We start from the raw sequence: 17731 nt of genomic DNA on the forward strand, positions 1-17731 counted from the left end.
CGGGCCCGCTGCCGTCAGCGGACGGTCAGGGGGCGTACCTGTAGCCGACGCGGCGCACCGTCTGGATCGCGCCCCGGTGGGCGGCGCCCAGCTTGCGGCGCAGCCGGGCGACGTGCACGTCGACGGTCCGGCCGTCGCCGACGTGGCCGTACCCCCACACCGTCGTCACCAGCTGGTCCCGCGTGTGCACGCGGTGCGGGTGCGCCACCAGGTGCGCCAGCAGCTCGAACTCCAGGTACGTCAGGTCGAGTACGCGCCCCCCGACCTCGGCGGTGCGCCGCGCCGGGTCGATGCGGACGAGGCCGTCGTGTGGGGTGGGAGAGGGCGCCGGGGCGGCCGGGGCGGTGGCGGGGGCGGCGGACTGCGGGGCGAACGCGATCGGCTGCCGGTCGGCCGGCACCAGCACCAGGTAACCGACCATCGGCGGCCGGCCCGGCAGCACCGGCAGCGCGTGCTGCGGAGCCGGCAGCCAGGTGGTGCCGGGCGGGAGCAGGCCGGCCACGTCGACCGGCTCGCCGGCGGAAACGGCCCTCAGCCGGTGGCGCGCACCGGGCGGCGGGAGGTCGGGGGCGGCGGCGGTCGCAGCGGAGCGGGCGGATGCGGCGGTCGCAGCGGATCCGGCGGATGCGGCGGAGGCAGCGGGTGCGGCGGGCGTCAGGGAACGGCTCTGGGGCATGGGTGGTCGGCTCTTTCGCGCGAGTGGTCGGCAGGAGACGTGCGTACGTCCTCGTTCCGCGCGCAGACCGAAGGCCTCGGGCAGGGCAGCCGCTCAGGGCGGTCCCGGAAGGCTTTAAAGGGCCGGCGCGTTCACCGCGCGGCAACACACCCGGTCGAAATCGTGGTCCTGACGGGAGGGCCAGAACGGCTCGAGGTCGCTGCGACCGGTCGAGGTGTGCGAGTGGCTGGCCATGGGCCCATTGAAGCAGATGAGCCTAGGGCCGGGCAGGATGCGTCCCACTTCGTGGAGCGGAATCCCATATTCGGCAAACCGGGTGGGATGGCGGGGGTGTGGGGCCGCCCCGGGCAACGGCGAACGCCCGCCGCACCCCGGGGGGTTCGGCGGGCGTTCGCGTCGGCCGGCGGGCCGGCCGACGGGCTGGGGCGGGGCCGGTCAGACCAGGCCGTCCTTCTCCAGGCCGGCGCAGCAGGTGTCCGTGATCAGGCGGGTCACCACGTACGGGTCCACGTTGGCGTTCGGGCGCCGGTCCTCGATGTAGCCCTTGCCGTCCTTCTCCACCTGCCACGGGATGCGCACCGACGCGCCGCGGTCGGAGACGCCGTAGCTGAACTCGTTCCACGGGGCCGTCTCGTGGAGGCCCGTCAGGCGCTCGTCGATGCCGGCGCCGTAGTTCTTCACGTGGTCGAGCGGCTTGCTGCCCTCGCCCAGCGCCTCACAGGCGGAAACGATCGCACGGTAGTCCTCGCGCATCGCCTTCGTGGAGAAGTTCGTGTGCGCGCCCGCACCGTTCCAGTCGCCCTTCACCGGCTTCGGGTTCAGCGTCGCCGAGACGTTGAAGTCCTCCGCGGTCCGGTACAGCAGCCAGCGCGCCACCCACAGCTGGTCCGCGACCTCCAGCGGGCCGAGCGGGCCCACCTGGAACTCCCACTGGCCGGGCATCACCTCGGCGTTGATGCCGGAGATGTCCAGGCCCGCCGCCAGGCAGTGGTCGAGGTGCTTCTCGACGATGTCGCGGCCGAAGATCTCGTCCGAGCCGACACCGCAGTAGTAGCCGCCCTGCGCGGCGGGGAAGCCGCCGACCGGGAAGCCGAGCGGGCGCTGGCCGTCGAAGAAGGTGTACTCCTGCTCGATGCCGAAGATCGGCTCCTGGGCCGCGTACTTCTCGGCGACCGGGCGGAGCAGGGCGCGGGTGTTCGACTCGTGCGGGGTCATGTCGATGTTCAGGACCTCGCACAGCACCAGGACGTTGCTCCCGCCGCGGATCGGGTCCGGGCAGGAGAACACCGGCTGGAGCACACGGTCGGACGCGTGGCCCTCGGCCTGGTTCGTGCTCGACCCGTCGAAGCCCCAGACCGGCAGCTCGGCGCCGTCCGCGAGGATCTTCGTCTTGGAGCGCAGCTTCGCCGTCGGCTCGGTGCCGTCGATCCAGATGTACTCGGCCTTGTAGCTCACGGGACCCATCCTTCGGTGCGTCGCTCCGGCGCAGACCCGGCGGGGGCTGCGGGGGTGGTGCGGGGTGCTGCGATCTGCGTGCTGCTCTGTGCTGTGGTTCAGACCGCAGCGTGCCGGGTCGCGATTTCCCGGCCGTTGCCCTGTTGTGAACCCCGTGTTACCGGCGTTTACGCCCCTGGCCGGACCGCTTGTGCGGGTCGCGCGCCGTGCCGCCGCCCGGGTGCGGCACACTGGCCGGGTGAGCATTTCGTACGATTTGATCGCCGCAGGCGACCCCGCGGACCCCACCCCTCCGCCCGTTCGCCCCCGTGTCGGCCTGCTGGGCACCGGCCCCTGGGCGCACCGCACCCACGCCCCCGCCCTCGCCGCCCACGCGGGCACCGACTTCGCCGGCGTCTGGGGCCGCCGGCCCGAAGCCGCCGCCGAGCTCGCCGACACGTACGGCGTGAAGGTGTACGACGATCCCGACGCGCTCTTCGCCGACTGCGACATCGCCGCCTTCGCCCTCCCGCCCGACATCCAGGCCCCCCTTGCCGTCCGCGCCGCCGCGGCCGGCTGCCACCTGCTGCTCGACAAGCCCGTCGCCACGACCGTCGCCGACGCGCGCGCCGTCGCCGACGCCGCCGACCGGCACGGCGTCGCCTCCGTCGTCTTCCTCACCCTTCGCTTCGCCGAGCCGGCTGCCGCCTGGGTGCGCGAGCAGACCGGCCGTACCGGGTGGTTCACCGCGGCCGCGCACTGGCTGGGTGCCGTCTTCCCGCCGGACGGCGCGCCCAGCGCGTACGCGGACTCGCCGTGGCGGAAGGACAAGGGAGGGCTGTGGGACGTCGGCCCGCACGTCCTGTCCGTCCTGATCCCGGTCCTGGGCGACGTCACCGCCGTCACGGCGGCGCGCGGACCGTCCGACGTGGTCCAACTGGCACTGCGCCATGCCTCCGGCGCGGCCAGCACCGCGGTCCTCAGCCTGGGCGCCCCGGTCGCGGCCGCGGGGGTGGGCCTGGAACTCCGCGGCGCGGAGGGCGTCCACGCGCTGCCCAACTGGACGGACGTGCCGGGCGCTTACGGCCGAGCCGTGGACGCACTGCTGACGGCAGCCCGCACGGGCACGCCGGATGCGTGCGATGCGGGGTTCGGGGCCCGGCTGACGGAGATCCTGGCCGAGGCGGAGCAGCGGCTGGGGGAGTAGGGGCCTGCGGGCCGGGGCCGGAGGGGCGACGGCGGGGCGGGGGCCGGCGTGAGCCGCGCGAGGGGCGACGGAAGGCGACGGCGGGTGCGGGGGCCGGCGGAAGTCGCGCGGGCGGGGTCGGCGGGCGCCGGGGCGGTGGGCGAGCGGGAGCCGACGACTCGGGGTCGGTTGGTGCCTGGGGTGTCCCGGCAGCCGATTGTCCTTCCGGTGCGGGCCGTCCTGTAAAGGGCGCTCCCGTTGGTCGCGTCGCTGCGCGATGGCCCTTCGGGCCACCCTTGACAGGACGGCCCGCCCCGGAATGCCAACAAGCTGCCGGGAAGCCCCCAGGGGAACGGCCTGGAGGGACCGTCACCTACCGGGCGGATCAGAGCCGTTGCCCTCCCGCCCCGGCCGCCGCATCCCGTCCCACCGGCATCAGCAGACCCGCCGACGGGAGCCCGGTTGGCTGTGACGTCGGGAAACGACGTCCAGAGCATCATCCAGACACAGGACCCCCGCACCGGATCGCTACGTGCGCGCCCTCGGCTCAGCGTCTGGCGGCGGTCGGGGGCCGGGGCGGCGCGGCGGATCGCTACGTGCGCGCCGTCGGCTCGGCGGCTGACCGCCGGATCGCCCGATCATGGCGGTTGGCGGGGCGGATGCGCTCGTCCTGCCGCCAGACGTCGATAGAGGAGGAGTGGGGAGTGGGCGGGGGCGCTTCGCTGCCCCTGACGGCCGCCGGTCGCTGAGCCGAGGGCGCCCCTGTAGCGATCTGTCGCGCCGCCCGGCCCCCGACCGCCGCCAGACGCCGAGCCGGGGGCGCCCACGTAGCGATCCGGCGCGGTCCCGTCTCCGGATGATGCTCTGGACATCATTTCGCCACGTCGGAGCCAACCGGGCTTCCGTCGGCGGGTCTGCTGATGCCGGTGGGGCGAAAGGGGGCCTGCGGGGCGGGGGAGGAGGCTCTCTGATGACCCCTCATGCCTGACCCTCCCCCCTGGCCGTTTCCCTGGGGGCGTCCCGGCAGAAAAAATGCCTCCGGGGCGGGTCGGTCGGTCAAGGGTGGCCCGAAGGGCCATCGCGCAGCGACGCGCCCAACGGGCGCGCCCTTGAGGGACCGGCACGCCCCGGACACCATCAACTGCCCGGGACACCCCCAGTCCCTCTTCCGCCGCGGACCGATCGGCTACCGCCGAACCCCGCTCCCGCTGCCACACCCCCGACCCCGTCCCGTCGGCTTCCGTTCTTCTCCCTCCCCCGCCGCCTATCCCCGCCGTGCCAGGGCCTCGCGGACCGATTCCTCCGAGCGGGCTACGACCGCCGTGCCGTCGTCTGCCGTGATGATGGGGCGCTGGATCAGCTTCGGGTGGGTGGCCAGGTGGGTGATCCAGCGGGCGCGGGCTTCGTCCGTGGCCTCGCGGGGGAGGTCCCGTACGCCGGTTTCCCTTGCCAGGGGGTCCGCGGTGCGGGTGACGTCCCAGGGCTCCAGGCCGAGGCGGGTCAGGACCTCGCGGATCTCGGTTTCGGACGGGACGTCCTCCAGGTAGCGGCGGACGGTGTATTCGGCGCCCTCCGCGTCCAGCAGGGTGAGGGCGCTGCGGCACTTCGAGCAGGCGGGATTGATCCAGATCTCCATGGCCGCCAGGGTAGTCAGAGGGGGTGTGGCCAGGGGGTTCTGTCAGTGCCCGCCGGTAGAATTCAGGGAGTAGGACAGGACGCCAACTACCGTTTGGGAGGCTGTAGATGGCCACTGCCAGGACCCCGATGCCCGTCAAGAAGAAGCCCCTTCCCGCGGGTCTCCCCCGGGAGTGGTACGAGAGCCACAACCGCCGGCTGAAGGCGATGCGGCTGGCGATATCCCTGCTCGACTCCGGGACGTACGACGCCCGGCGCGCCACGAACCGCAAGATCCGCACGATGGCGGTCCGGACGGGGATCCACCGGCCGTCGAACACCACCTGCAAGCTGGTGCGCGCGTTCATCGTGAGCAACGCGGGCTGACGCGTCCGGCGCCCCGTGTCCGCGGCGCAGAGGGCCAGCAGGGCGACGTCGTCGCGGGGGCCGCCCCGGGTGAAGACGACCAGGTCGTGCCAGAGGGCTTCGACCAGGCCGGCCGGGTCGCGGACCCGGCCCGGGGAGGCGACGACGGGAATGCGGGTGGCGAGGGGGTAGAAGGAGCCGCCCGCGTCGCGGGCCTCGGTGACGCCGTCGGTGTAGGCCAGCAGCCGGTCGCCCGGCAGGAGCGGGACGTCCGCGACGGATGGGGGTGCCGTCGTGGTGAGGCCGAGGCCCAGCGGCGGCCCCGGGTCGACGTCCAGTTCGGCGACCCGGATCCCGCGCAGCAGCAGGGCCGGGGGATGGCCGCAGGAGACGACGCGTACGAGGTCGAGGCCGGGCGGGAACTCCAGGAGCAGGGCGGTGGCGAACAGCTCGGGCTGCCCGGCCGGGGCGTCGGCCGTGCCGGCGGCGTCCGCGAGGAGCCTGCGGTCCAGGCGGGCGGCCATCGCGGCGAGCCCGGCGTCGTCGAGGACCCCCTCGCGGAAGGCGCCGAGCAGCGCGGCGACCGTGCCGACCGCGGCCAGGCCGTGGCCCTGCACGTCCCCGACGAGGGCGCGCACTCCGTACGGCCCGGCCCGTACGTCGTACAGGTCGCCGCCGACGAGCGTCCCGCGCTGGGCGGCGCGGTACAGGCCGGCGCAGCGCACGGGGCCCACCCGCTGGGGCACCGGCGGCAGGACGGCCATCTGGGCGGCCTCGGCGACGGTGCGGACGTTGACGAGCTGGGTGTCGCGTCTTCGCCGCACCCAGGCGATGACCACGCTGAGCAGGCCGATCGCGGCCACGGTCGCCAGGTCGGAGCCGCGGGGGTTGGTGCCGGCGACGGACGGCACGGCGAGCGCCGCGAGCGCGGTGCCGGCGCAGACGGCGGTGCCGGCGGGGCCGTACGCGAAGGCGGCCACGGGGGGCAGCCCGGCGAGGAAGAAGCCGATCTCTGCTGCCGGGGTGAGGCGCTGGGCGAGCACGAGCACGACCAGGGCGACCGCGGGGGCGATGCGGGCCCAGCGCGGCGGGGGTGCCCCGCGCAGCCAGCCCGGCTCCTGGCGTCGGCGTCTCACCCCTCCACCCTGGTACGGGCGCGGTGGCTGCGCACCCCGGACGGTGCGGCGGGCGGCCCTGTGCGGGCGCGGTCGGTCAGCGGCCCAGGGCGCTGCGCAGGGTGATCCCGTACCGGGTGCGCAGCCGGCGTACCTCCCAGACCGAAAGGGCGGTCACGGAGAGGGGGCCGCCGAGGAGGAAGGTGTAGAGCACCTCCGGCGGTGCGGCGACGTCGGGGCCGTTGAAGAGCTGGAAGGCGAAGAGCGACCACACCAGCAGGGGCGAGAGGAGCGCGGGGAGCAGCTGGTGGACGTCCGAGGCGCGGAAGCAGGAAGTCACGCAGGCGTACGCCGTGACGAGCGTGTACGGGACGGAGACGATCAGCACGGCGATGGCGAGCAGGCAGCCGATGACGAGGGTGAGGAAGCTGAGGACGGAGCAGAGGATGCCGCGGCCCAGGAGCGAGGAGTAGAAGTTCACCAGCTCCACTTCGCCGACGAGGTCGCCCTTGACGGTGGAGAGGGCCAGCCAGAAGAGGGCGGGGCCCAGGGCGAGCGCCAGCATGCATATGAGCGGCCCCGAGAGCCGCCGGGCGAAGGAGCGGCGGCGGTCCGGGGTGCCGGCCGCGAGGAAGGCGGTGATGCCGAGGACGCTGCCGGCCAGCAGGACGGCGCAGGCCATGCCGAGCTCGACGACCTTTCCGAGGACGAACTCCTCCCGGCCCGAGCTGAGCGGGTAGGCCAGGACGAGCCACACGGCGCCGCCCAGGCCGAGGAGGGTCCGCCCGGTCTGCATCCTGCGGATGAGCCTGTCGTCCGGACGTTCGTCCGCGTCCGGGGCGTGGCGGCCCATGAGGGTGCGGAAGATCTCGTCGGCGGTGGCGAGCGGGCCCGCCGCCTCGCGGTCCGCCTGCGGTCTGGCCGTGATGCTCACTCGCTGTCCCCCCGTTTTCTGCGTGCGGCCGCGGCTCCTGCGCGCCCGCCTCGTTTTCGTCTGCTTGACGATATCAGAGACTCCCGTTTATCGTCATGGTGACGAAATCAAGGGGGTTCCGTTCCCATGGCCGACATCACCCGGCGCCTCGGCTGGCGCCATCTGCGTTCCGCGCCCACCGCCCACATCCGCCACCACCGGCGCGGCCGGCTCGTCCACGACGGCCGCGGGCTCAGCTTCTGGTACCGCTCGCTGTCGGCGGCCCTGTCCGAGGTGCCCGTCGACGACCGCGAGCTGGCCATGGCCTTCCACGCCCGTACGGCCGACTTCCAGGACGTCACCGTGCAGGCCACGGTCACCTACCGGATCAGCGACCCGGCCGCGGCGGCCGACCGCCTCGACTTCTCCGTGGACCCGGACAGCGGGAGCTGGCGCGGCGCGCCCCTGGAGCAGATCTCCACCCTCCTCACCGAGACCGCGCAGCAGCACGCCCTCGACGTGCTGGCCCGGACCCCGCTGGCCGCCGCGCTGGTCGACGGCGTCGCGTCCGTCCGGCAGAGCGTCGCCGACGGCCTCGCCGCCGAGCCCCGGCTCCCCGACACCGGCATCGAGGTGGTCGCCGTCCGCGTCGTCGCACTCCGGCCCGAGGCCGAGGTGGAGCGCGCCCTGCGCACACCGGCCCGCGAGCAGATCCAGCAGGAGGCGGACCGGGCCACCTACGAGCGGCGGGCCGTCGCCGTCGAGCGCGAGCGGGCGATCGCCGAGAACGAGCTGGCCAGCCAGATCGAACTGGCCCGCCGCGAGGAGCAGCTCGTCGAGCAGCGCGGCGTCAACTCCCGCCGCGAGGCCGAGGAGAAGGCGGCAGCCGACGCCGTGCGGACCGAGGCCGAGGCGGCCCGCAAGGTCGCGCTGGCCCGCGCGGACGCCGAGGCGGCGCGCGCGACGGGCGCGGCCCGTGCCGAGGCGCAGGCCGCATGGCTGCGCGTGCACGGCGAGAGCGGTGCGGACACGCTGTACGCCCTGGCGGCGACCCGGCTGGCGGAGAACCTGCCGCGGGTCGACAGCATCACCCTCACCCCGGACGTCCTCACCGGCCTCCTCGGCCGGCTCGGCCGGCTCGGGCGCCCCCAGCCCGGGGCGGACGCGTGAGCCTGGCCCCCCGGGCGGTGCTCGTGCACCGCAGGACCGAGTACGAGGAACTGATCGGCCGGCACGGGACGCACGGGCAGGCGGCGTTCTTCCTCTCCAGCCGCGGCCGCTCCCTCGACGAGGTCGTCGGCCGCCACCACCGGACCCGGCAGGCGCTGCGCGAGGCGGAGGCGGCGGTCCCGCTCACCTGGCGCAGCTCCCGGGTGGAGCGGGCGGACCTGGACCGCTTCCTGTTCGCCCCGGAGGACGTGGTGGTCGTCGTCGGGCAGGACGGACTCGTCGCCAACACCGCCAAGTACCTGTCCGGGCAGCCCGTGGTCGGCATCGACACCGACCCGGGGCGCAACCCCGGAGTCCTGGTCCGCCACCGCAGCTCCGACACGGCCGCCCTGCTGCGCGCCGCGACCGCCGGCGGCCGGACGGACGACCTGACCATGGTGGAGGCCGTCGCCGACGACACCCAGCGCCTCCTCGCCCTGAACGAGATCTACCTCGGTCCGCCCGGCCACCAGACGGCCCGCTACCGCCTCGGCGCCGACGGCGAGACCGGCCCCGGCGAGGCCCAGGCGTCCTCGGGCGTCCTCGTCGGCACCGGCACCGGCGCCACCGGCTGGCTGCGCTCCCTGTGGCTGGAACGCGGCAGCGTCCTCGCGCTGCCCGCGCCGTGCGACCGCCGGCTCCTGTGGTTCGTACGCGAGGCGTGGCCGTCGCCCGCCACCGGCACGACGAGGGTCTCCGGCCACCTTCAGGAGCGTCAGGGACTGCGGCTGACCGTGGAGTCGGACCGGATCGTGGTCTTCGGCGACGGCATGGAGGCCGACGCCCTCCACCTGACCTGGGGCCAGAGCGTACGGCTGGGCATCGCGGAGACGTCGCTGCGGCTGCTGGTGTGAGCACCCGCCCGGCCGGGCACCGCCGCCGGGGCCCGACCCCGCCCGCCGTCCGGGCCGGCGGACACGCTCGGCGGGTGTTCCGCCGACCGGACGGCCGGTGCGGCGGCATCATGGGGCCCATGCGCATCGCGGTCACCGGTTCCACCGGCCTCATCGGCAGTGCCCTCGTACGGTCTTTGCGGGCCGACGGACACGACGTCGTCCGCTTCGTCCGGCGGGCGCCCGCCGGACCGGACGAGGCGCAGTGGGACCCGGGAGCCGGGCGGGTCGACCCGGCGGGGCTCGCCGGGTGCGGGGCCGTGGTCCACCTGGCGGGCGCCGGCATCGGCGACCACCGGTGGACGGCCGCGTACAAGAAGGAGATCCGGGACAGCCGGGTGCGGGGCACGGACGCCCTGGCGCGGGCCGTCGCCGCGATGGGCGAGCCGCCCGCGGTGTTCGTCAGCGGCTCGGCCGTCGGCTACTACGGGGACGCCGGCGACCGCGTCGTCGACGAGACGGCCCCCGCGGGCAGCGGATTCCTGCCGGAGGTGTGCCAGGCGTGGGAGGCCGCGGCCGACCCGGTCCGGGAGGCGGGCGTCCGGACGGTGTTCGCGCGGACCGGGCTGGTGGTCTCCGGGCGCGGGGGAGCCTGGGCGCGGATGTTCCCGCTGTTCCGGGCGGGGCTCGGCGGGCGGCTCGGCAGCGGCCGCCAGTTCTGGCCGTTCATCTCGCTGCACGACGAGGTCGCGGCGCTGCGGCACCTCATGGACACCCCGGAGCTGTCCGGTCCGGTCAACCTGGCCGCGCCCGAGCCGGTGACCAACCGGGAGGTGACCGCCGCGATGGGCCGGGTCCTGCACCGGCCGACGCTGCTGGCGGTGCCCGCCCCGGCGCTGCGCGTGGTCCTCGGCGAACTCGCACAGGACGTGCTGGGCAGCCAGCGGGCGCGCCCCCACCGGCTGCTGCGCTCGGGGTTCGTCTTCCGGCACCCGGGCATCGAGGACGCCCTGCGCGCAGCGCTCGCCGACCCCGCGGCCCCCTGACCGCGCCCGTGCCGGGCCTGTACCCGAGCCCGCGACGGGCCCGCGACGGGCCCGCGACGGGCCCGCGACGGGCCCGCGACGGGCCCGCGACGGGCCCGCAACGGGCCCGCGCCGGGGCCGCCCCCGCGGCCCCGTACGGGGTGCATCGCGGCGCGCCCGTCCCACGGCTCCCGCGGCAGCGCACGAGATGGCGCCGTGCGACCGTTCGTGACCCGGATGCGACCGCCATGCGACCGGATCCGACCGGAATACCGCACCGAACTCGGGTTCCCCTTGAGTCGGTTGGGGGAAGGAGGATCCCCACACAGCCGCGCCGACCTCGGGGAGGGGCACGTGCTCAGCAGCTCGCACCACGCCGCACAGCATGCGGACGTCGTCATCGTAGGAGCCGGGGTCGCAGGACTCGCGGCGGCACAGCACCTGATCGCGGCGGGGGTCACCGTCACCGTCCTGGAGGCCGCGGAGGACACCGGCGGCCGCATGGCCACCGAGCACGCGGACGGGTTCCGGCTCGACCGGGTCGGCCAGTTGCTCAACACCTCGTACACGGAACTCGACCGGACGCCCGGCCTCGCCACCCTCGTCCTGCGGTCCTTCGCGCCCGGCGTCCTCGTCCACGCCGAAGGCCGGCAGCTGCGCGCCGGGGCGCTCACCCCCGCCCGCGCGCTCGCCAGCGGCTCCTTCGACCAGGCACGGCTCAGCGCCTACCTCGGACGGATCTCCGCCCTGCCCGCCGACCGCATCCTGGCCCGGCCCGAGCGCACCGCCGCACAGGCCCTGCGCACCCGCGGCATGGGCAGCACCCTGCGGCCGCTGCTCTCCGCCCTGCTGCACGACCCGGACCTCACCACCTCCAGCCGGGTCGCCGACCTGGCCCTGCGCACCTTCGCCCGGGGGCGGCTCGCCGTACCCGAGGGCGGCGCCGCGACCCTGCCCCGGCTGCTCGCCGCCGGACTGCCGCCGGGCACCGTCCGCACCGGCGTCCGCGTCCGGTCGGTGGCGACCAACCTCGTCACCACCGAGGACCACGGCGACTTCGCCTGCCGCTCCCTCGTCCTCGCCACCGGCGCGCGGGCCGCCGCCGGGCTCCTGCCCGGCCTGCGCGTCCCCGCCTTCCACGAGGTCACCGCCATCCACCACGCCACCGCCGCCCCCCTGCCCTGGGACGGCTCGCTCCTGCTCGACGGCGACCCCCGCCGGCCCGTCGCCCATACCGCCGTCATGAGCGCGGTCGACCCGACGCGGGCGCCGGCCGGCCGCAGCCTGGTCACCACCACCGTGCTCGGCCCGCCGCCGCCCGTGCGCGCCGTCGCCTCCCGGCTGGCCCGCCTGTACGACACGGCCACCCGCGACTGGGAGCTCCTCGCCGTCCACCACACCCCCGAGGCCGTCCCCGCGATGCCGCCCCCGTACGACCTGCGGCGCCCGGTCCGGGTCCTCGCCGGGCTGTACGTGTGCGGCGACCACCGCGACGCCAACACCGTCCAGGGCGCACTCCACTCGGCCCGCCGCGCCGCCGGCGCCGTCCTGCGCGACTTCGGCATCCGGCTCCCCGCCGGCGCCGGGGACGCCCTGCCGGCGGTGGCCTGAGAACCACAGAGGCCCGGTGCCCGGCCCCTCCGACGGGGCGGCCGGGCCCCACTCCCCGCGCGCCGCTACGACAGCGCCGCGACCCGGTCCCGGTACGTCCGCACCGCCGAGGCGTCCCGGTAGGGCTCCAGCCGGCGCTCGAAGTCCCGTACGTACTCCACCGCGCGCACCGAGCGCATCTCCATGGCCTGCTGCGCCGCCTCAGCGCCGAGCGAGCACGCCTGGTCCAGCTCGCCCAGCCCCAGGCGGGCCGTGGCCAGCACCACCTTGCAGAAGAGGCGCGAGCGGGCGTACGCCGGCGCGCGCAGCTGGAGCGAGCGCTCCGCGTGCTGGGCCGCCGCCCGGTACTGCTGGAGGTCGCGGTGGCAGTGCCCGAACTCGTCCGCGAGCGTCGCCTCGTCGAAGGACTTCGCCCAGTGCGGCACGTCGTCGCCCGGCCGCGCCGCGCCCAGGCAGCGCTCGGCCCGCACCAGCGAGGCCGTCGCGGCCCGGACCTCGCCGAGCACCGCGTGGCCCCGCGCCTCCGCCGCGTGCAGCAGCGCCTGGACCAGCGGCGCCGGCCCGGAGCCGACGCCCTGCTGGGCGACGCGGGCCAGCTGCACCGCCTCCCGGCCGTGCCCCAGGTAGACGGCCTGCCGGCTCATCGTGACCAGCACGTACGCCCCGTACGGCCGGTCCGCGGCGGCCTGCGCGAGCCGCAGCGCCTGCACGAAGTACCGCTGCGCCAGCCCGTGCGCGGCGATGTCGTACGAGGTCCAGCCGGCCAGCCGCGTCAGGTCGGCGGCGGCCGCGAACAGCCGGCGGCCCGTCGTCTCCCCGTACGTGCCGCGGAGCATCGGCTCCGCCTCGTGCTCCAGGTAGCGCACCAGCGCCTGGCGGGCGTGCCCGCCCCCGTACGCCTGGTCCAGGGTCCGGAACAGCTCGCCGACCGAGCGCAGCGCCGCGATGTCCCCGCCGGTGACGCGCTGGCCGGGACCGCGGTCGATCTGGCGCTGGCGGGGGACGCTGCCGCGCCCCTGGAGGGGCACCCGGGCGGCGGCGGCCGGATCGGCGCCCCGGCCGACCCGCTCGTCGGGCCGGCCGATCAGCCAGTCGCGGCTGGGCACGACCAGCCCCGCCGGGGTGAAGGCGATCTTCCGCAGCTCGGCGTGGGAGCCCGAGTCCTTGCGCCACAGCCCGCTGGCGATGTCCACGGCCTCCTCCGGGGTGGCCGCGAACTCCAGGCCCGCGTAGACGGGGGCGCAGGCGTCCAGGCCCAGGTCCTGTGCGGAGAGCCGGCGGCCCAGACGCCGGGTGAAGACCTCGGCGATGAGCGCCGGGGTCGTCCCGCGGGGCTGCTGCCCGCGCAGCCACCGGGTCACGGAGGTCTTGTCGTACCGGAGGTCGAGGCCGTGCTCCAGGCCCAGCTGGTCGACGCGGCGGGCCAGACCGGCGTTGGAGAAACCGGCTTCCGCGATCAGAGCCGCGAGCTGGCGGTTGGGGACGTGCTGCGCGGGTCGTTCCGTCATCGGCTCCACGGTTTCCTGACGTGCCGGACCGGGGTCCCGGCCCTGTGAACGGCGCGAATGTAGCGGCGAACCGCCGCCGCGCCGCCCTCTCTGCCCCATATTCATCCGATCGTGTGCAGAATCAGCAGGGCTCTTTACGGCCGCGTCGACGCGGGCCGCGTACTCTGCGCCCCATGACCCCCAGGCCCACCAGGACGGAGCCGTCCGCCGCCGACCCCGCGCCGCTGCCCGCGCCCGAGATCACCGAGGCCGAGTGCCGCCGGTGCGGCACGTACATCGCGGGGCTCGACGGGCGGTACGCGTGCGGGGTCTGCGGCTGGGTCAACGACCACTCCGAGGGCCACCGGCGGCTGCCGCGCGCCGACGAGGACCCCGACCGGCCGCCCGCGGGCCGCAGGCCGCCCCGGCTCCTGCCCGCCCCGCCGCCCCCGCAGAACGGCCGCTGAACTGCGGCGGGGAGCCGGTCCGGCGCCGACCCCCCGAGGGGTCCCGGAGGCGGCGCCGTACCCTTGGCTCGTGCGATACCTGCACACAGCAGTTTCAACGAGGAGGCGCTGCCGTGGCTGAGCTGGAATTCGTCCACCTGGGCTTCGGGCCGGACTACGTCGAGTACACCGAGGCGTGGGACGAGCAGCGCCGGGTCCACGCGGCGCGCTTCGCGGACGAGACCGGCGACACCTGCCTGCTGCTGGAGCACCAGCCCGTGTACACGGCCGGGCGGCGCACCGCCGACAGCGAGCGCCCCCTCGACGGCACCCCCGTCGTGGACGTCGACCGCGGCGGCAAGATCACCTGGCACGGCCCGGGCCAGCTCGTCGGCTACCCGATCATGAAGCTGCCCCGGCCGGTCGACGTCGTCGCGCACGTGCGCCGCCTGGAGGAGGCGCTCATCCGCACCGCCGCCGACTTCGGCCTGGAGACCACCCGCGTCGAGGGCCGCTCCGGGGTGTGGGTGCTCGGCGACCCCGTCGAGGAGCGCCCCCTCGTCGGCGGCCTCTCCCTCGACCTCGACCCCCGGCTGCACGACGACGAGTTCGACCCCCGGCTGAACGGCCCCGAGTACGCCCCCTCCAACGCGGGCCAGCGCCGCGAGGACCGCAAGCTCGCCGCGATCGGCATCCGCGTCGCCAAGGGCGTCACGATGCACGGCTTCTCGCTGAACGTGAACCCCGACAACACCTGGTTCGACCGGATCGTGCCCTGCGGCATCCGCGACGCCGGTGTGACCTCGCTCTCGTACGAACTGGGGCGCGAGGTCACCGTCGCCGAGGTGGTGCCGGTGGCGGAGAAGCACCTGAGGGACGTCCTGGAGAACGCCGACCTGCGGCCGCGCACGGCCGAGGGCGTGGCGGGGGCGTAGCCGACGGGGAATGGGCCCGCCCCTCCGCGGGTTGGCCGACGTAAGAGCGTACGAAATTACGGGCGTACCCTGGTGGTCGCCGAGGAATCGAAGTCACAGGGAGCCGGTCGTGAGCGCAGTCGCACCCGACGGACGCAAGATGCTGCGCCTGGAGGTCCGCAACAGCCAGACCCCCATCGAGCGCAAGCCCGAGTGGATCAAGACCCGGGCGAAGATGGGTCCCGAGTACACGAAGATGCAGAACCTCGTGAAGGGCGAGGGCCTGCACACCGTGTGCCAGGAGGCCGGCTGTCCGAACATCTACGAGTGCTGGGAGGACCGCGAGGCCACCTTCCTCATCGGCGGCGACCAGTGCACCCGGCGCTGCGACTTCTGCCAGATCGACACGGGCAAGCCCGAGGCCCTGGACCGGGACGAGCCCCGCCGCGTCGGCGAGTCCGTCGTCACCATGGACCTGAACTACGCCACCATCACCGGCGTCGCCCGCGACGACCTGGCCGACGGCGGCGCCTGGCTGTACGCCGAGACCGTGCGCCAGATCCACCGGCAGACGGCGGGCCGCGAGGCCGGCCGCACCAAGGTCGAGCTGCTCGCCCCCGACTTCAACGCCGTCCCGGAGCTGCTGGAGGAGGTCTTCGCCTCCCGCCCCGAGGTCTTCGCGCACAACGTCGAGACCGTCCCGCGGATCTTCCGCCGCATCCGGCCCGGCTTCCGCTACGAGCGCTCCCTCGAAGTGATCACCAAGGCGCGCGAGTACGGCCTGGTCACCAAGTCGAACCTGATCCTCGGCATGGGCGAGGAGCGCGAGGAGGTCACGCAGGCCCTGCGCGACCTGCACGAGGCCGGCTGCGAGCTCATCACCATCACCCAGTACCTGCGGCCGTCGCCGCGCCACCACCCCGTCGAGCGCTGGGTGAAGCCGGCCGAGTTCGTCGAGCTGGCGAAGGAGGCCGAGGAGATCGGCTTCTCCGGCGTCATGTCCGGACCGCTGGTCCGCTCCTCGTACCGGGCCGGCCGCCTCTACCAGCAGGCGATGGAGAAGCGCAGCGGGGCCGGAGCTCTCGCCTGAGAGCGGTGTGAACTCCCGCACAGATCATTACCGGACGGTAATACGCATGGACGCGGCCCGTAGGCTCTTCGTGGGAAGAGGACCGACGGGCCGCGTAAATGTTTCATCACCGTTTGACCGGCCGGTCATGCCCTGGTAACACCGGACAGTGACCATGGGTCGACGCACCGCACACGCCGCCGGACCCTCCGCCGCCCCCCTGCAGTGCGCTCCAGACCCGCTCCAGACCGACGTGAGCACCGTGAAAGGGAACGAGACCATGCAGGCCGCGCCCGTACGCGCCATTGCCATCCCGTCGTTCACCCAGGCCTTCCGGGGCTTCGAGTCGCTCCTCATGAGCGGCGCCCGGCGCAACGCCTGGACCGCAGTCCTGGAGGACCGGCGCCGGGCCAGGGACCGCGTCGAAACCGAGCACGTACTCGAGGCCGCGGCGACCCGGACCCCGCAGGCCACGTAAACTGCGCTTATGGCGAGGAAGGCAAACGCAGAGACTGCTGCGAACCCCGGGCGACTGAAGCAGATCGCCCTGACGTACAAGATGACGCGCAAGGCCGACCCGAAGGTCGGTCTGATCGTCGCGGGCGTGGGAATCGTCACCTTCGGTGTCTTCCTTGCGATCGGCTTCCTGATCGACCACCCGGTCTACCTGGGCATCCTGGGCTTCCTGGTGGCGTTCCTCGCGATGGCGATCCTCTTCGGCCGGCGCGCCGAGCGTGCCGCGTTCGGCCAGATGGAGGGGCAGCCCGGCGCCGCCGCGGCCGTCCTGGACAACGTCGGCCGCGGCTGGACGACCACCCCCGCCATCGCGATGAACCGCAGCCAGGACCTCGTCCACCGCGCCGTCGGCAAGGCCGGCGTCGTGCTGATCGCCGAGGGCAACCCGAACCGGGTCAAGGCCCTGCTGGCCGCCGAGAAGCGCAAGCTCGCCCGCATCATGCCGGACGTCCCGGTCCACGACTTCATCGTCGGCACCGGCGAGGGCCAGGTACCGCTGAAGAAGCTCCGCACCACCCTGCTCAAGCTGCCCCGCGTCCTCTCCGGCCCCCAGGTCACCCAGGCCAACGACAAGCTCCGCGCCATGGGGGACCTCATGAGCAACATGCCCCTGCCGAAGGGGCCCATGCCCAAGGGCATGCGCATGCCACGCGGCGGAAAGATGCGCTGACCCGCCGCCTTCGTATACGGCACCCGCCGTATACACACGCGCAATACGCACGCGCATGAAAAGGGGCGCCCCCCGGCCGATGGCCGCGGGGCGCCCCTTTTCCCTGCCGTGTCTCAGATCCTGACCTGGACGGCGCGGGAGACGCGGTCGTGGAGGCCGCGGCCGTCGCGGTCCCAGATCAGGGCCGGGATGGCGAGGGCCAGCAGCGCGGTGCGCAGCAACACCCTGCCGAAGCCGAGGCGGCCGCCGTCCAGGGAGACGACGCGCAGGCCCAGGAGGCGCTTGCCCGGGGTGGAGCCGACCGTGCCCACGGTCAGGAGGGTGAGGCCCAGGAACAGTCCGAGCGTCCAGTTGCCCGTCGCGGACATGTCGCCGCCCGTGATCAGCCCGTATGCGATCACCTGGCAGCCGATCCAGTCGACGGCGACCGCGCCCAGCCGGCGCCCGAAACGCGCCACCGAGCCCGGGCCCTGCTCCGGCAGGCCGAGCTGCTGGCCCGGATAGCCGAACTCCACGCCCATGTCCTCGGCCGCCGCGCGGGGGCCGGAGAGCCACGATCCGATTGCTTGCCTGTTGTCCACCGGACCACGGTACCTGTGGTGCTCCCCGGAGCTTCGGGCGGACCCTGGTTAACTTGGGCGAAACAA

Annotated in this window: 17 protein-coding genes and 1 pseudogene; 11 read left to right on the forward strand and 7 right to left on the reverse strand. The window is 74.6% G+C overall.

Going from position 1 to position 17731, the window contains the following annotated elements:
* Window positions 1–25: 25 nt before the first annotated feature.
* On the reverse strand, window positions 26–676 hold the full coding sequence (locus MUK52_RS22570) for a winged helix-turn-helix domain-containing protein (protein ID WP_284579541.1): 651 nt from the start codon (window positions 674–676) through the stop codon (window positions 26–28).
* A 435-nt stretch (window positions 677–1111) separates the two neighbouring features.
* Complete coding sequence (glnII, locus tag MUK52_RS22580; protein ID WP_114057299.1) at window positions 1112–2131, reverse strand: glutamine synthetase; 1020 nt, start codon at window positions 2129–2131, stop codon at window positions 1112–1114.
* A 244-nt stretch (window positions 2132–2375) separates the two neighbouring features.
* Here glnII and MUK52_RS22585 point away from each other — a divergent pair, with 244 nt between their 5' ends.
* Window positions 2376–3317 carry a Gfo/Idh/MocA family protein gene (locus MUK52_RS22585; RefSeq protein WP_284581755.1) on the forward strand — a complete coding sequence of 314 codons (942 nt, stop codon included), beginning with the start codon at window positions 2376–2378 and terminating at the stop codon, window positions 3315–3317.
* A 1243-nt stretch (window positions 3318–4560) separates the two neighbouring features.
* On the opposite strand, the gene MUK52_RS22590 is transcribed toward MUK52_RS22585, so the two are convergent.
* Complete coding sequence (locus MUK52_RS22590) at window positions 4561–4932, reverse strand: ArsC/Spx/MgsR family protein (protein WP_114057298.1); 372 nt, start codon at window positions 4930–4932, stop codon at window positions 4561–4563.
* 107 nt (window positions 4933–5039) lie between these two features.
* Between MUK52_RS22590 and MUK52_RS22595 the strand changes: the two genes are divergently transcribed.
* Window positions 5040–5297, forward strand: a complete 258-nt coding sequence (locus MUK52_RS22595; protein WP_114057297.1) for a hypothetical protein — start codon at window positions 5040–5042, stop codon at window positions 5295–5297.
* Window positions 5298–5383: 86 nt separating this feature from the next.
* Here the strand turns inward: MUK52_RS22595 and MUK52_RS22600 are convergent.
* Both MUK52_RS22600 and MUK52_RS22605 read right to left on the reverse strand, forming a co-directional pair.
* Window positions 5384–6040: pseudogene (locus tag MUK52_RS22600) on the reverse strand (PP2C family protein-serine/threonine phosphatase); the annotation flags it as partial.
* A gap of 448 nt (window positions 6041–6488) precedes the next feature.
* Window positions 6489–7325 (reverse strand): hypothetical protein, encoded by an 837-nt coding sequence (locus MUK52_RS22605; RefSeq protein WP_114057296.1) that lies wholly within the window; start codon window positions 7323–7325, stop codon window positions 6489–6491.
* A 126-nt stretch (window positions 7326–7451) separates the two neighbouring features.
* On the opposite strand from MUK52_RS22605, the gene MUK52_RS22610 reads away from it, so the two are divergent.
* The 4 genes from MUK52_RS22610 to MUK52_RS22625 all read left to right on the forward strand — a co-directional run bounded on the left by MUK52_RS22610 (window position 7452) and on the right by MUK52_RS22625 (window position 11982).
* Complete coding sequence (locus MUK52_RS22610) at window positions 7452–8474, forward strand: SPFH domain-containing protein (RefSeq protein WP_284579548.1); 1023 nt, start codon at window positions 7452–7454, stop codon at window positions 8472–8474.
* Window positions 8471–9367, forward strand: a complete 897-nt coding sequence (locus MUK52_RS22615; RefSeq protein WP_284579550.1) for a hypothetical protein — start codon at window positions 8471–8473, stop codon at window positions 9365–9367. Before MUK52_RS22610 ends, MUK52_RS22615 begins: the two co-directional genes overlap by 4 nt.
* 119 nt (window positions 9368–9486) lie before the next feature.
* Complete coding sequence (locus tag MUK52_RS22620) at window positions 9487–10392, forward strand: TIGR01777 family oxidoreductase (protein ID WP_284579553.1); 906 nt, start codon at window positions 9487–9489, stop codon at window positions 10390–10392.
* A 333-nt stretch (window positions 10393–10725) separates the two neighbouring features.
* Complete coding sequence (locus MUK52_RS22625; RefSeq protein ID WP_284579555.1) at window positions 10726–11982, forward strand: NAD(P)/FAD-dependent oxidoreductase; 1257 nt, start codon at window positions 10726–10728, stop codon at window positions 11980–11982.
* A 65-nt stretch (window positions 11983–12047) separates the two neighbouring features.
* Here the strand turns inward: MUK52_RS22625 and MUK52_RS22630 are convergent, their stop codons facing one another.
* A complete protein-coding gene (locus tag MUK52_RS22630; protein ID WP_114057293.1) occupies window positions 12048–13490 on the reverse strand; it encodes an NsdA family TPR-like regulatory protein in 1443 nt (480 codons plus the stop codon).
* 173 nt (window positions 13491–13663) lie between these two features.
* Here MUK52_RS22630 and MUK52_RS22635 point away from each other — a divergent pair, with 173 nt between their 5' ends.
* From MUK52_RS22635 to MUK52_RS22655, 5 genes are all read left to right on the forward strand, one after another.
* On the forward strand, window positions 13664–13936 hold the full coding sequence (locus tag MUK52_RS22635; RefSeq protein ID WP_114057292.1) for a hypothetical protein: 273 nt from the start codon (window positions 13664–13666) through the stop codon (window positions 13934–13936).
* Window positions 13937–14049: 113 nt separating this feature from the next.
* Complete coding sequence (gene lipB / locus MUK52_RS22640) at window positions 14050–14850, forward strand: lipoyl(octanoyl) transferase LipB (protein WP_284579558.1); 801 nt, start codon at window positions 14050–14052, stop codon at window positions 14848–14850.
* Between the two features lie 109 nt (window positions 14851–14959).
* Window positions 14960–15919, forward strand: coding sequence for a lipoyl synthase (gene lipA, locus MUK52_RS22645; RefSeq protein ID WP_114057290.1), 960 nt, complete (start codon window positions 14960–14962; stop codon window positions 15917–15919).
* A gap of 259 nt (window positions 15920–16178) precedes the next feature.
* On the forward strand, window positions 16179–16376 hold the full coding sequence (locus MUK52_RS22650) for an SCO2195 family GlnR-regulated protein (RefSeq protein ID WP_114057289.1): 198 nt from the start codon (window positions 16179–16181) through the stop codon (window positions 16374–16376).
* A 9-nt stretch (window positions 16377–16385) separates the two neighbouring features.
* Window positions 16386–17084, forward strand: coding sequence for a DUF4191 domain-containing protein (locus tag MUK52_RS22655; protein WP_114057288.1), 699 nt, complete (start codon window positions 16386–16388; stop codon window positions 17082–17084).
* Window positions 17085–17197: 113 nt separating this feature from the next.
* Here the strand turns inward: MUK52_RS22655 and MUK52_RS22660 are convergent, their stop codons facing one another.
* Window positions 17198–17665, reverse strand: a complete 468-nt coding sequence (locus MUK52_RS22660) for an RDD family protein (RefSeq protein ID WP_114057287.1) — start codon at window positions 17663–17665, stop codon at window positions 17198–17200.
* Window positions 17666–17731 lie beyond the last annotated feature (66 nt).

The sequence above is a fragment of the Streptomyces sp. 2P-4 genome (assembly GCF_030167965.1).
Classification (GTDB): Bacteria; Actinomycetota; Actinomycetes; order Streptomycetales; family Streptomycetaceae; genus Streptomyces; species Streptomyces globosus_A.

Coding starts and splice junctions, on each gene's coding strand:
- MUK52_RS22655 (WP_114057288.1), top strand. CDS start 16,386: ATGGCGAGGAAGGCAAACGCAGAGACTGCTGCGAACCCCGGGCGACTG.
- MUK52_RS22590 (WP_114057298.1), bottom strand. CDS start 4,932: ATGGAGATCTGGATCAATCCCGCCTGCTCGAAGTGCCGCAGCGCCCTC.
- MUK52_RS22630 (WP_114057293.1), bottom strand. CDS start 13,490: ATGACGGAACGACCCGCGCAGCACGTCCCCAACCGCCAGCTCGCGGCT.
- MUK52_RS22610 (WP_284579548.1), top strand. CDS start 7,452: ATGGCCGACATCACCCGGCGCCTCGGCTGGCGCCATCTGCGTTCCGCG.
- MUK52_RS22650 (WP_114057289.1), top strand. CDS start 16,179: ATGCAGGCCGCGCCCGTACGCGCCATTGCCATCCCGTCGTTCACCCAG.
- MUK52_RS22570 (WP_284579541.1), bottom strand. CDS start 676: ATGCCCCAGAGCCGTTCCCTGACGCCCGCCGCACCCGCTGCCTCCGCC.
- MUK52_RS22595 (WP_114057297.1), top strand. CDS start 5,040: ATGGCCACTGCCAGGACCCCGATGCCCGTCAAGAAGAAGCCCCTTCCC.
- MUK52_RS22620 (WP_284579553.1), top strand. CDS start 9,487: ATGCGCATCGCGGTCACCGGTTCCACCGGCCTCATCGGCAGTGCCCTC.
- MUK52_RS22635 (WP_114057292.1), top strand. CDS start 13,664: ATGACCCCCAGGCCCACCAGGACGGAGCCGTCCGCCGCCGACCCCGCG.